At 32.9% G+C, this 13,692-nt stretch carries 14 protein-coding genes; 11 read left to right on the top strand and 3 right to left on the bottom strand.

What is annotated here, in order from left to right:
- Positions 1-99 precede the first annotated feature (99 nt).
- Complete coding sequence (ytxJ, locus tag CLU82_RS16610) at positions 100-489, bottom strand: bacillithiol system redox-active protein YtxJ (RefSeq protein WP_100844141.1); 390 nt, start codon at positions 487-489, stop codon at positions 100-102.
- A 150-nt stretch (positions 490-639) separates the two neighbouring features.
- Between ytxJ and clpB the strand changes: the two genes are divergently transcribed.
- The 9 genes from clpB (at position 640) to CLU82_RS16565 (ending at position 9,465) form a co-directional block, all read left to right on the top strand.
- A complete protein-coding gene (clpB, locus tag CLU82_RS16605) occupies positions 640-3,243 on the top strand; it encodes an ATP-dependent chaperone ClpB (protein WP_100844140.1) in 2,604 nt (867 codons plus the stop codon).
- Between the two features lie 305 nt (positions 3,244-3,548).
- A complete protein-coding gene (locus tag CLU82_RS16600; RefSeq protein ID WP_100844139.1) occupies positions 3,549-3,944 on the top strand; it encodes a hypothetical protein in 396 nt (131 codons plus the stop codon).
- A gap of 57 nt (positions 3,945-4,001) precedes the next feature.
- The gene (locus CLU82_RS16595) at positions 4,002-4,601 is read left to right on the top strand and encodes a nitroreductase family protein (protein ID WP_100844138.1); all 600 of its coding nucleotides are present in this window, start codon (positions 4,002-4,004) and stop codon (positions 4,599-4,601) included.
- An 82-nt stretch (positions 4,602-4,683) separates the two neighbouring features.
- A complete protein-coding gene (locus tag CLU82_RS16590) occupies positions 4,684-6,180 on the top strand; it encodes an ATP-binding protein (protein ID WP_100844137.1) in 1,497 nt (498 codons plus the stop codon).
- Positions 6,181-6,422: 242 nt separating this feature from the next.
- Positions 6,423-6,902, top strand: coding sequence for a DinB family protein (locus CLU82_RS16585; RefSeq protein ID WP_100844136.1), 480 nt, complete (start codon positions 6,423-6,425; stop codon positions 6,900-6,902).
- Between the two features lie 401 nt (positions 6,903-7,303).
- The gene (locus CLU82_RS16580; RefSeq protein WP_100844135.1) at positions 7,304-7,588 is read left to right on the top strand and encodes a YtxH domain-containing protein; all 285 of its coding nucleotides are present in this window, start codon (positions 7,304-7,306) and stop codon (positions 7,586-7,588) included.
- A gap of 16 nt (positions 7,589-7,604) precedes the next feature.
- Positions 7,605-7,958, top strand: coding sequence for a hypothetical protein (locus tag CLU82_RS16575; RefSeq protein WP_100844134.1), 354 nt, complete (start codon positions 7,605-7,607; stop codon positions 7,956-7,958).
- Positions 7,955-8,335, top strand: a complete 381-nt coding sequence (locus CLU82_RS16570; protein ID WP_100844133.1) for a hypothetical protein — start codon at positions 7,955-7,957, stop codon at positions 8,333-8,335. Before CLU82_RS16575 ends, CLU82_RS16570 begins: the two co-directional genes overlap by 4 nt.
- 254 nt (positions 8,336-8,589) lie before the next feature.
- Positions 8,590-9,465, top strand: coding sequence for a DUF808 domain-containing protein (locus CLU82_RS16565; RefSeq protein ID WP_100844132.1), 876 nt, complete (start codon positions 8,590-8,592; stop codon positions 9,463-9,465).
- A 548-nt stretch (positions 9,466-10,013) separates the two neighbouring features.
- Here CLU82_RS16565 and CLU82_RS16555 read toward each other — a convergent pair.
- Positions 10,014-10,463 carry a hypothetical protein gene (locus tag CLU82_RS16555; RefSeq protein ID WP_100844130.1) on the bottom strand — a complete coding sequence of 150 codons (450 nt, stop codon included), beginning with the start codon at positions 10,461-10,463 and terminating at the stop codon, positions 10,014-10,016.
- 230 nt (positions 10,464-10,693) lie between these two features.
- Complete coding sequence (locus tag CLU82_RS16550) at positions 10,694-12,133, bottom strand: hypothetical protein (RefSeq protein WP_100844129.1); 1,440 nt, start codon at positions 12,131-12,133, stop codon at positions 10,694-10,696.
- Between the two features lie 401 nt (positions 12,134-12,534).
- Here CLU82_RS16550 and CLU82_RS16545 point away from each other — a divergent pair, with 401 nt between their 5' ends.
- Both CLU82_RS16545 and CLU82_RS16540 read left to right on the top strand, forming a co-directional pair.
- Positions 12,535-12,771, top strand: a complete 237-nt coding sequence (locus CLU82_RS16545) for a hypothetical protein (RefSeq protein WP_100844128.1) — start codon at positions 12,535-12,537, stop codon at positions 12,769-12,771.
- Between the two features lie 157 nt (positions 12,772-12,928).
- A complete protein-coding gene (locus CLU82_RS16540; RefSeq protein ID WP_100845065.1) occupies positions 12,929-13,609 on the top strand; it encodes an HAD family hydrolase in 681 nt (226 codons plus the stop codon).
- Positions 13,610-13,692: the final 83 nt, after the last annotated feature.

The raw sequence follows: 13,692 nt of genomic DNA, 5'->3' as shown, positions 1-13,692 counted from the left end.
TTAAAGCATATAAGTCATATAAGTTTATTTAAGACAGTCTCTACTATTTAGAGAAAACTTGAACTTATTATGACTTATATGGCTTTAAAAAAAATCGCACTAAATTTTACTTTTCAATTCCTCAGCATCAATAGCATCATGAGAAACATCATAAACTGATTTTCCATCTTTAATCAATATCAATTGTGGAGATTGATGAAATACATTAAAACGAGTTGCAATTTCATTTGAAATGTCACGATATTCTAATAAATCCAAAAAATAAGCATCAACATTATCTTTTAAATCATACTCTTTTTCAAATTGTTTTAAGGCAAATCGGCTTATACTACAACGCGTACTGTGTTTGAAAATCACTACTGGATTTTGATCCGAAAAGGCAACAATTTCATCCAACTGTCCTGAGAAAGTTAATGGAATCCATTTTACTTTACTATTCGATGTGTTTTCGTTTTCTGAACCTCCAAAAATATTTGAAAATATACTCATTTTGTCTTGTTTTATGTCGTTTTGTCTGTGTAATATGATAAAAATCACACTGTAAACGTCAAATTGTCCATAGTTTTACAATGGAATGTAATTTGACATTTCTTTTGCAAAGTTAGTTATTAAATAATAAAAAATATAAAACCTTTAATCATGAACATTAATAAGTTTACCATTAAATCGCAAGAAGCAATCCAGCTTTCGCAGCAATTGGTTCAGAGTTTGGGGCAACAACAAATAGAAAACGAACACATTTTCAAAGCTATTTTTGATGTAGATGAAAACGTAGCTCCTTTTATTTTGAAAAAACTCAACGTCAATGTGCCCCTGTTTCTTCAAATTTTAGACGCAACGATTCAGAGTTTTCCAAAAGTATCAGGAGGTGAGATTCAACTTTCTAGAACGGCTAATGCTGCTTTGAACGAAGCCGAAATTATTGCTAAAAAAATGAATGACGAATACGTTTCAATTGAACATTTGATCCTCGGTATATTTGACTCAAAAAGTAAAGTATCTCAAATCCTAAAAGACCAAGGAGTAACTGGAAAAGGATTAAAAGCAGCTATTGAAGAATTGCGTAAAGGAGAAAGAGTAACCTCAGCATCTGCCGAAGAAACTTATAATTCATTGAATAAATATGCTAAAAACCTCAACGAATTAGCCAGAAATGGCAAACTCGATCCTGTTATTGGCCGCGATGAAGAAATCCGACGCGTACTACAAATCCTAACTCGAAGAACCAAAAACAATCCGATGTTGGTTGGTGAGCCTGGTGTTGGTAAAACAGCTATTGCTGAAGGATTGGCACACCGTATTGTAGATGGCGATGTTCCAGATAATTTAAAAGATAAAATCGTATTCTCTCTAGATATGGGAGCTTTAATTGCTGGGGCTAAATACAAAGGAGAATTTGAAGAACGTTTAAAATCTGTGGTAAAAGAAGTTACCAATGCTGAAGGTGATATTGTTCTTTTCATAGACGAAATTCACACGCTTGTTGGTGCAGGCGGTGGCGAAGGTGCTATGGATGCAGCTAACATATTAAAACCAGCCTTGGCTCGTGGTGAATTACGCGCTATAGGTGCAACCACTTTGGATGAATACCAAAAATATTTCGAAAAAGACAAAGCATTGGAACGTCGTTTCCAAAAAATTATGATTGAGGAACCTGATACCGAAAGTGCCATTTCAATTCTTAGAGGAATCAAGGAAAAATATGAAACACATCATAAAGTTCAAATTAAAGACGATGCAATTATTGCCGCTGTAACCCTTTCCCAACGCTACATCACCAATCGTTTCCTTCCAGACAAAGCTATCGACTTAATAGACGAAGCTGCTTCTAAACTGCGTATGGAAATCAACTCAAAACCTGAGGAATTGGATGTTTTGGATCGAAAAGTAATGCAGCTGGAAATCGAAATTGAAGCCATCAAACGTGAAAAAGATGAAAGCAAACTTAAAACATTAGGTTTGGAATTGGCTAATCTAAAAGAAGAACGCAACGTAATCTACGCCAAATGGAAATCGGAGAAAGATGTTGTTGATAACATTCAAGCAGTAAAAACAGAAATCGAAGACCTAAAACATGAGGCAGAACGTGCAGAACGAGAAGGTGATTATGGTAAAGTAGCCGAAATTCGTTACGGAAAAATCAAAGAAGCACAAGAACGCTTGGATATTTTTACCAAACAATTACAGGAAAATCAATCAGGAAATTCTTTGATTAAGGAAGAGGTAACTCGTGAAGATATAGCCGAAGTAGTTGCCAAATGGACTGGAATTCCTGTGATGAAAATGCTACAGGGAGAACGCGAAAAACTATTGCATCTGGAAGATGAATTACGCAAACGTGTTGTAGGGCAAACTGAAGCTATCGAAGCTGTGAGTGATGCTGTACGTCGTAGTCGTGCGGGTTTACAGGATATGAAAAAACCCGTGGGAACCTTCCTTTTCCTAGGAACAACAGGAGTTGGTAAAACAGAACTTGCAAAAGCATTAGCAGAATATCTATTTGACGACGAAAATGCCATGACCCGAATTGATATGAGTGAATATCAGGAACGTCACAGCGTCAGTAGATTGGTAGGTGCACCTCCAGGATATGTAGGATATGACGAGGGAGGACAATTGACTGAAGCAGTACGTAGAAAACCGTATTCTGTGATATTACTGGATGAAATCGAGAAAGCTCATCCTGATACTTTCAATATTTTGTTGCAAGTATTGGACGAAGGACGTTTGACAGACAACAAAGGACGTTTGGCTGATTTTAAAAACACGATTATCATTATGACTTCCAATATGGGAAGCCAGATTATTCAAGAGAAATTCGAGAATTTAAAAGGAAGCGTTGAAGCTGCCACAGAATTGGCAAAAATAGAAGTACTTGGTTTATTAAAACAAACCTTACGTCCAGAGTTTATCAATCGTATTGATGAGATTGTGATGTTTACTCCATTGACCAATGCTAATATTACTCAAATTGTTGGATTACAATTGAAAAGTATTACCAAAATGCTTGCACAGCAAGGCATCACAATGGATGCTACAACGGAAGCTATCGATTATTTATCTGAAAAAGGTTATGATCCACAATTTGGTGCAAGACCCGTTAAACGTGTAATTCAAAGAGATGTTTTGAATAAATTATCTAAAGAAATTCTGGCTGGTAACATCAAAACAGACAGTATTATTTTACTGGATTCTTTTGATGGAGAATTGGTTTTTAGAAATCAAAGTGAGTTGGTTAACTAAATAAAAAGTTTTTTAAACAAATTCAAAACACTAGTCGAAAGGCTAGTGTTTTTTTTAGGTACATAACCCTTGTTTTTTATAACAGCTTCCCTCCCGCTGTCCGCAATATCTTTTAGGCTGAACTCCAGCCCAAAAGGATATTTGCTACCATCGGGGGCTAGAGAGAACTTTTATCATTCTAATACCAAAAATCTAGCCATTATCAAATATTAATCGAATTATACAAACCAATAATTAGCTTAACTTTGTATCTGTAATTAATCTTTCATAAACATAAAAACAAACCAATAAACAGCTAAAAGAAAATGAGCAGCGGACGTATAAAGATTGATGGAAAAACTATTAATTGGATTTGGAAGAATGAGACTATTTTAGAGCTCTCATTAGATCAAATTATAGCCGTCGGTGAACTCGCTTTAAACGCTCTGGACGAGGATTATTTTGTCATACTTGTAACTTATGATGGAGAATGGCAAAGAGTATCAATGTATGCAGAAGAAATTGACCAATTGCTTTGCTTGTTAGCTGCAAAATTCGGAGTTAAAAAATTCGAAACTCAACTCGCTAATAAAACTGACTTTGCTTCAGCAATTACTTACCCTTTAGAATTAAAAGGTGAGCCGATACTAATAAAAAACATAAAACATCAAATCCTGTTAAGTTCACCAATACAAATCTTAATACAATCAACGGATAACTAACTATAATTATATGATAATCAGTTATCTAGTGAATCATTTCATTAAAAAGTACAACCCATGAATATTTTAAAATTAATAGAAAAAAGATATACTGCAAAAAAATACAACGCTGATAAGGAGATACCACAAGAAAAAATTGAAGATTTGAAAGAAATTTTACGCCTTACTCCTTCTTCGATAAATATTCAGCCTTGGAAATTTACATTTGTACAAAATCCAGAAATGAAAGCAAAATTAGCTTCAGTTTCCATGCATAATGAAGAAAAAATAAATCAAGCCAAGCTATTAGTTGTATTTAGTGTGGCAGATGATTTGGATGCTTTTCAAAAAGTGGTCAATAATGAATTACCGCAAGCTAGAAAAGATTGGTACAATCAGATTAAAGCAAGTATGCCGGAATCGGATTTGAAAATATGGTTTTCCAAACAAGTCTATATAGCTTTGGGAGTTGGCCTGACAGCTAGTGCTGCCCTAGGTCTAGATTCAACACCTATGGAAGGTATAGAATCAGATAAATATATGACTATTCTTAACATGAAGACATACAAACCATTATTTGCTATGGCTGTAGGTTATGGGTCTGAAGATGATTTCAACCGAATTGAAGTAACACCAAAATCTAGGAGATTATTAGAAAATGTAATCGAAACTATCTAAACAGCACTTTAAAAAGTAAACTCCGTTGAAAATGGCTTAATCTAAATCCACTTATACTATCTTTGAGAGATATCTAAAGTAAATGAGTAAAAAAACACTTCCTGTAACTGAAAATAATACTCTTCAAGCTGAGGATAAAAAAAATTATGCCGAAGAATTAATCTCCGCTAATAAAGAACTTGCATATCAAAACCATGAAAAAGAAAAACGCGCTGCTGAATTGGTAATTGCCAATAAAGAACTGGCGCTTCAGGTTATTGAAAAAGGAAAACGTGCTGCCGAATTAGTCATCGCTAATAAAGAGCTTGCCTTTCAAAACATAGAAAAAGAAAGACGTGCCGCTGAATTGATTATTGCTAATATAGAGCTAGCATATCAAAATCAGGAAAAGGAAGACCGCGCCGCAGAATTAATTGTTGCCAATAAAGAACTAGCACTTCAGGTTACTGAAAAAGGAAAACGCGCTTCCGAATTGATCATTGCAAATAAAGAACTTGCCTACCAAAACAAAGAAAAAGAAAAGCGTGCGGCCGAATTAGTGATTGCAAATACAGAACTGGCATATCAAAATCAAGAAAAGGAAGACCGAGCAGCAGAACTAATCATCGCCAATAAAGAACTGGCTCTTCAGGTTACTGAGAAAGAAAAACGCGCAGCCGAATTAATAATTGCTAATAAAGAACTTGCTTTCCAAAACAAGGAAAAAGAAAAGCGTGCAGCAGAATTGGCTATTGCTAATAAAGAACTGGCTTACCAAAATAAGGAAAAGGAAGACCGCGCTGCCGAATTAATCATCGCCAATAAAGAACTTGCTTATCAAAACGAGGAAAAAGAAAAGCGTGCAGCAGAATTACTGATTGCAAACAAAGAACTAGAATCCTTCGCTTTCATTTCAAGTCATGATTTACAAGAGCCTTTGAGGAAAATTCAGGCTTTCTCGGGAAGGATTTTCGATGAAGAATACGATAATTTATCTCCAAAGGGGAAATATTATGTAGAACGTACTAGACTTTCAGCTTTGCACATGCAGACGCTGATAAATGATTTGCTTACATACTCTCGTACAAGCGTTACCCAAAGGAAGTTTGAAAACAGTGACCTAAATAAAATTGTTCAGGACGTCATGGATTCGCTTAAAGAACAATTGCAGGAAAAAAGCGCTACAATAGAAGTCCATACACTAAGTGACGTTAATATAATTCCTTTTCAATTTCGTCAATTATTACAAAACCTCATCAGTAATTCTCTTAAATTCTGTAAACCAGAACTAAAATCTCATATTATAATTAAGAGCAATTTTATAAAATACAACTCCTTAAGCACTAAGAAATATGCTTTAAACCGAGATCATCATCATATTAGCATTGCCGATAACGGAATAGGTTTCGACCCAGAATTCAACCATAAAATATTTGAAATTTTCCAACGCTTGCATGAAAAAGGCGATTATGAAGGCACCGGAATTGGTCTTACCATCGCGAGAAAAATAGTAGAAAATCATCATGGAATTATTACCGCAAACGGCAAATTAAACAAAGGAGCTACTTTTAATATTTACATTCCTGCTGTACAGAATTAGCCATAATAGTAACATCAATTATAATTCTAACCAATTAATTTTTTATAACTCATTACTCAAATAGTAATACTGCAATTAGATTGCTAACCAAAACACTGGTCGAAAGACTGGTCTTTTATTTTATAATTTAGCAAAATAGCAAAAGCTATTTACGATTAGTAAATCCAAGCAAACATTAAGTGCAAAAAGCACCCCACAATTAATACTTATAATCCAAATAAATATACACTCAACAAACAATAATGGTAAAAACAAACAGACAAGATGCGGTTGGAGCGTTGCTTGACATATATGAACAAATGATTCTAGATTTAAAAAAGGTTATTGAAGATATTCCTGATAATGTCTTACCTATTGTTTTTAATCAACACACAACCAACGAAGATTGTAAATCTATCCAAGCAATTTTATCTCATGTTGTAAATGCTGGGTATGGCTATGCAACTAGCATTAATAATATCAAAGGTCATACTATCAAACAACCAGACAAAACCTTTCGTAATACAATTAAAGAATATTTAATAGACCTCGACAATGTTTTTGCGTTTACACAAAATGTTTTTTCGAACATTAAGGATAGTGAACTTGAGCAAAACGATAATTCTTTAAAAATAAAAATTGGTTCTGGACAGCTATATGACATTGAACAATTAACAGAACATGCGATCGTCCATGTTCTCAGACACAAAAGACAAATTCAAAAAATTAATTATACCAAATAACACAAAAAGAATACTAAATAAAAACACTAGTCGAAAGGCTAGTGTTTTTTTATATATGCTTTTAAAATCTTTTTACAATGTTATTACTATTGAAACATTCTTCTAGATATGTAAATTTTGTAATTTTTTCGAAAGGAAATATAAAACATTTTTAATCAAACTGATAGAACTTTACAACATTGCAATAAAGCAATGATTAACTAGATGACATCAACCTTATAAAACAAAAATTATGAACAATATATTCAGAGGACTACTAGCAGGTTATGGAGCAAAAAAACTGGGTGGCGGTTGCTTCGGTACTATTTTAGTTTTTATCATTATTTGGTTTCTTCTAGGGCAATGCAGTTAAAACAAAATCATATAAATAAATTCATTCTTTAACATTTAAAACAAATATCATGAGCACAGGTAAAGTAGTATTGGGAACAGCAGCAGGACTTGCTGTAGGTGGAATATTAGGAATTTTATTTGCACCCGAAAAAGGGTCAGTAACACGCAAGCAAATCATAGATAAAGGAAATGATTATGCAGATGATTTAAAATCAAAGTATAACGGTATTGCAGATACTTTGAAAGAAAAAATGAAAGCTGTAAAAAAAGAGGCTAAAGATATAACCGAAATTGGAATAGATGATTTTGACAAAGTTAATAGTGAATTCAATGATGAGGCAAAAAATTTTTAATTCTAAATAATACATTATGACTGACGATACAACACCTATAGCAACGCTTTTTGAGCGAGCAGAAGATTACACCAAAACAAGTATAAAATTGTTAAAGCTTAACGCTGTAGATAAATCAGCCGAAATAGTTTCATCACTCTTTTCATTACTTGTTGTTAGTATGACGGTTGTATTGTCAATCATAATTATTAGCATTGGTGTTGCAATATGGTTAGGTAAACTATTGGGCGATACATTTTACGGTTTCTTTATAATTGGAGCTTTCTATTTACTGGTGGCTATTTTTCTTCGCATTTTTAGAGAACAATGGCTCAAATATCCAGTTAGTAATTCTATTATTAAACAAATGATGAAGCAAAAAGTGTTATGAAAAAGACAAACGAAACCGATGCATTAAATGAATTGATTGTTCTTACAGAGCAACAATACAATACTGACTTGTTCTTACTAAAGGAACAATTTCATATTGCTTATGAAAGTATAAAACCTGTCAATATTATCAAAAATCTAGTTCATGACGTTAGTGCATCATCCAAAATAAAAGAAGATGTGCTTGGCAATGTTATGGGTTTAGTGACGGGATTTATTTCTAAAAAATTAATAGTGCATCATGATAGTAATCCTATAAAGAAAGTGTTTGGTACTATTCTTCAATTTGCAATATCCAATGTAGTTGCAAAACATTCGATCGATATCAAAGCAGTTGGTACGGCTCTTTATAATAATTTTTTGAAGAATAAAAAGTAATACATATTTTGGTTAGTTATAAAAACACACTCGTCGAAAGATTGGTGTGTTTTTTATTTTAAGTATAGTCATAGTATCTTATAACAACTCCTTCCTATTGCCAGCTAAGAGAAAATGTAATACTTGTTAAAAACAAATTACAGCAATACATTCAACCAAAAAACAGTAAATTCGTATTTATAAATAATCAAAACTAGGCAACGATTTTTGGTACAGCAATACCAAATTTAAACGTAGTTTCTAAAACAATTATAATGGCATCAGGCTTTTTTGTACTATTAGATGATATCGCAGCAATTATGGACGATGTTGCAGTAATGAGTAAAATTGCAGCAAAAAAAACAGCAGGGATTTTAGGTGATGACTTAGCTGTTAATGCCGAAAAAGCTTCTGGTTTTGCTTCTTCAAGAGAACTCCCTGTGTTGTGGGCAATTGGAAAGGGATCGTTTATTAATAAATTAATTATTTTACCCATTGCCTTTTTATTAAGTGCTTTTTTTCCTTTAGCCATCAAAATAATTCTGGTACTTGGCGGGCTTTTTTTAGCCTATGAAGGTGCCGAAAAAATATACGAATATTTATTTCCACACAAACATAAGCATGGAGAAACTGAAACTCAATTTAAAGAGTATACTGAAGAAGAAATTCTAACTCTTGAAAAAGACAAAATAAAATCAGCAATTGTAACCGATTTTATTTTATCGGTAGAGATAGTGATTATTGCACTCGGTACTGTAATTGAAAAATCTCTTTCATCTCAGATTATTGTAGTTTCTATAATTGCAGTATTAGCAACTATAGGAGTTTATGGCATTGTAGCCCTAATTGTAAGAATGGATGAATTAGGGTATAAACTCATTGAACATAGTACCAAAGAACGTAGCTTAACAAAAATGATTGGAAAACTACTTGTACAGGCACTACCAAAAGTTATCAAAAGTTTAGCCGTTATAGGTACTATAGCTTTGCTTCTTGTAGCAGGAGGCATATTTGTACACAATATTGATTTTTTACATCATCTATTTCCTCAATTACCTACAATTGTAAAAGATATTAGTTTGGGACTTGTAATTGGGCTGATTGTCTTGGGAATGGTAAACGCATTCAAAAAGATAATTGGGAAGAAATAAGGAATACTATATTAAACTACTTTTTGGATAATCAATTTAGTATCCCTTTTCGCTTTACTTCGCAGACACACAGCACAATTACTTCGTGAGTTTGCTTCGCTTGTGTATATTATACGCTCTCTAACCAAATCTATAAGCGTACCTCTTAAAATTATAACCTTCCCTGCCCAATCTATAGGCGAGCCAATCAAAACTGTAGGTGCGCCAATCAAAACCATAGGCGCACCTATAAAATTCATAGGCGTACTTACCAAAATTAAAGGCGAACATACCAAAACTAGAGGCTCTCCATACTAAAATTGTGGCCCTCCTAAACAATCAAGATGTGCATCCTATAGAATCAAAGGCATTACCTTTAAAATAGTTATGTAAGCCTATCCTTTTTGGAGGCAACGCCTATAAAAAGGATAGGCTCTCCTTTGAAAATTAAAGGAGAGCCTATCGAAAAAATAGGTAACACATACAAAATTGAGAGGCACGCCTCAATATTATTATGGCGCAGTATTCTATAAAAAAACAGAGTATTTTTTTTAAAAAGACAGTCTGAATTATATTTTTTCAAAATAAAGATGACCAATAGTAGAGTCACCGCTACTGTCATCTTTCAGTTGCAAAACATTTCCCGTATTCTCAACTACTTTCCAATTCCCACTCAAATTGATTAAAACCTCAGGAGTATCAAATGTGACCATAAAAATAGTACTGGATATATCATCATCGTTCGAGCTTTTGGATGCAGACCATACACCTGTATATGAATTAGTCCCCTTTGAAGCTGTCAGTATAGAATTATCCCTAAAAGTAAAACTATACCCCTTATAATCTTGTGTTTTATCATCTCCTGATTCAGCAAAATAACTAACCTTCCAAGTCCCATCTTTTACAGCATCTGATACATCATTGGCTCCCGTTTTAGAATCTTCATTACTACAGGAAACAAAAGTTGCCATTACAACTACTATCAACAAAACATATCTAATTACAATTCTAAATCTCATACTAATGGAATTTTTTAAGTTTTTTTCTAATTTAAAGTATCACTTTGGGTAAAATTAAGAATTATAATTTGACTTCAAATTAATTATTTAAAGGATACCTAAATTAAAGCTTCAATTCTAATCCTATATTATTCCATCAATATGTACAAAAAACCACAAACAATTGTTTGTGGTTTTTGTTTTTAAAATTTGAATCATAATTAAATTAAATCAAAATCATTTGTCTTTGGTTATTTGCCTTGTAGACGCAATGTATATTGTTTCATGATTTCATCAACATGCTTTTGTTTCACCTGTAGTCGACTTAATCCATTTAGATTATCCAAATATCCTGTAAAAACATGACTGATATAAAGAGGAGAAGTATTACTACCAACAGAAGCATTATGACAAGAAAAGCAATTAACTAGACTATTTACTGTAACTGCATGTATAGATGACGGTTTTCCAAATCCTACTTGAACGTATGTTTCCATCGTAATATTGGCTGCTGCAACAGATCCTCTAACTAATTTTCCTGGCTGAGAATTTGAAAGATTACGACCTAAAGAATCTAAAGCCGCCGCTTGTGCTTGAGGCGTAGGGAATTTTGCAGTATTGATCCATATCGAACCATTGTAGAAATAATTATTCCAAACTCCTTGCAGTTGTTTCTTTACACTTTCATTAATAGTGCGAATATTATTGAAGTTAACAGAAGCATCCTGACTAGTTTGCATATAAAGCTGAACATTATGTGTTCCTTTCATTGCTTTTTCGACAGGAACACCATATTTGTAAACAGAAAATACATCTGTATAAATACCATTTTTTGAAGTGATATTTGTAACTGTTGCAGTAGTAGCCTTGTTGAAAAAAGGATAATCAACTGTACTAGTCACTGGTGCATCAGTTGTTGGTGTAGCCTTAGACCAATCATAAGCAGGTGCAAGATTTTCATGTTCAAAAGTAGCCCAAACAAATTCAGGGTGATTCTCAACAACTCCAACAACATGTATTCCTAAAAGAGCTACTTTCTTTTTTACACCATTGATTTCACCTTGAGTAATAAAATATGTAGAGGTATCTTTAAGAACGCTCGCATCAATCCAAGATGATTTAACCTCTAAAGCTCCTACTGGAAAAGCTACACCTTTCACTAGGTTAGGATCTTTTTTTGCTATTGGCGCATATTTTACCATTGTATCATAAAGAAGACTGTCCATGAATATTGAATAATACACTGTTGTGGATGGTGGAACGCCTGTTGGATAATTAGGTGTTTTTAAAATATCAGTTGTAGAACTCGCTTGAGCGCTATCTGTTAAAACAATTCCTTTAGTAGCATCTAATTTTTGACCTCTAGAATTCACTTGTATCAAAGTACTCATAAACTGTGGTTGTCCATTTACCTCATTGGTTAACCAAAGAAATTTTTGCCAAGACCATTGATGAAAGTCACAATTAGTAACTGTTGCATTGTTTGCAAAGGCACTAGTAGGTCCTTCATTTGGTGCAGGAGTCTGTCTTGTATTGTTTACTATTGTAAACCAACTAGCAGGAGCCAAACACTCAGAATCAGCAGCAGCTGTTGTATAAGCAGCTTTTTCATCTTTTACTTTTGGATCATTTTTGCAGGCGCAAAATGAGATTAGCGTAATTAAAAATAATACCTTTTTTGTCGTTTTCATATTGAATTTCTTTAGTTAAAATTTGTGGTTATTAATTTGACGACATGAAACTAGGTAATTAACAAAACTGCTTTTCAAAAAATGCCTTAAACCTTTTATATTTGGGTATAAAAGCTACAAAGAGGTGTACAAGTAAATATAAAAATGACATAATATAGTACGAATATTCCGATTGCCATGTTGGGTGGGAAGAATTCAATCATCAGTAGAAATTATTAAAATTTCGGTTATTAAAATAAACACGTTATTTCTTATGCGAAATTAAAATAAATGTATTTTGTCGGAATTTAAATAAATTTTAGCTATATTTAGCATAGCTCTTAAGATATTAAAACAAGCTAAGCAATAAACCTTTGTATTTCAACGAACTTAAATAAAATACTAACTAAATATAACTACCATTGAAAAATAAAAAAACATCTCTAGTAAACATCTTAATTGATTTTTTTGCCTCTCTATATGATTTGGTTGTTGATTCATTTGCCTCTCTTTATGATTTGGTTATCGATTCAATACTTTTTTTAGTAGAATATGTAAAATGGATTACTAATATCAGTTCGACCAAGGCTACAAATTTCAATACACCTGTTGAAGAATCAATACAAGTTCACAATCAAACTCCTTTTGATATTCGATAATTTTTTTACATCTATTTAAGTAGTAAATCATCCTATTTGATTAAAAGTAAATAACTGACAAAAGTCATCGAACTAAAAAAACAATATTCTTACCTTTGGGAATATTACTAAAATGACAATCGAAAGTGTGGTTTTTCGATGTCTTAAAAAAATGGAAATGAAATTTAAAGGCGTTATTTTTGATTTGGACGGCACATTGGTTAATTCACTTGAGGACATTGCAGATGCTATGAATAAGGTTCTTACAAACCTGAACTACCCTACTCATAGTTATAAAAGTTATCAATATTTCATTGGTAGCGGCCTTCGCAACTTGGTTAGCAAATCGTTACCAGAAACAAATAATACTGAAAAAGATATCGATCGTTGCTATCAATTAATGATTGAAGAATACACTATTAATTGCTCTCACAAAACAAAAGCTTACGATGGAATTAGTGAATTATTAAACCACTTAATTTCAAACAATATAAGACTAAGTGTATTCTCAAATAAATCAGATGAACTCGCCAAGAAAATCACTACTGATTTGTTTCCGAACATTTTTGATCCTATTGTGGGCTTACGTATCGAAGAACTAAAAAAACCAAATCCATCTGAAGCCATTGCTATAAGCAAAAGTCTAGGACTAAAAACCGAAGAAATTATTTTTGTGGGTGATTCTGGTATTGATATGCAAACAGCAACCAATGCTAAAATGGTTGCCGTGGGTGTTTCATGGGGATACAGACCAGAAGAAGAATTGATTGCAACCGGAGCAAAATTTGTTTTAAAAACTCCTTTGGATTTAATTCAGATTTTACAACCCAATCATACAAATATATTGACGCAACAATAGACTTTGAAGTTAGCAAATAACAAAGAAATAATACAATAACACTACTTTTTAGCAATAAGAACCTACAATAGATTCAATTCCAG

The sequence above is a fragment of the Flavobacterium sp. 5 genome, from assembly GCF_002813295.1.
In the GTDB taxonomy this organism is placed as follows: domain Bacteria; phylum Bacteroidota; class Bacteroidia; order Flavobacteriales; family Flavobacteriaceae; genus Flavobacterium.
The sequence above is the reverse complement of the archived record's forward strand: the minus strand, read 5'-3'. Positions and strand labels throughout refer to the sequence as shown.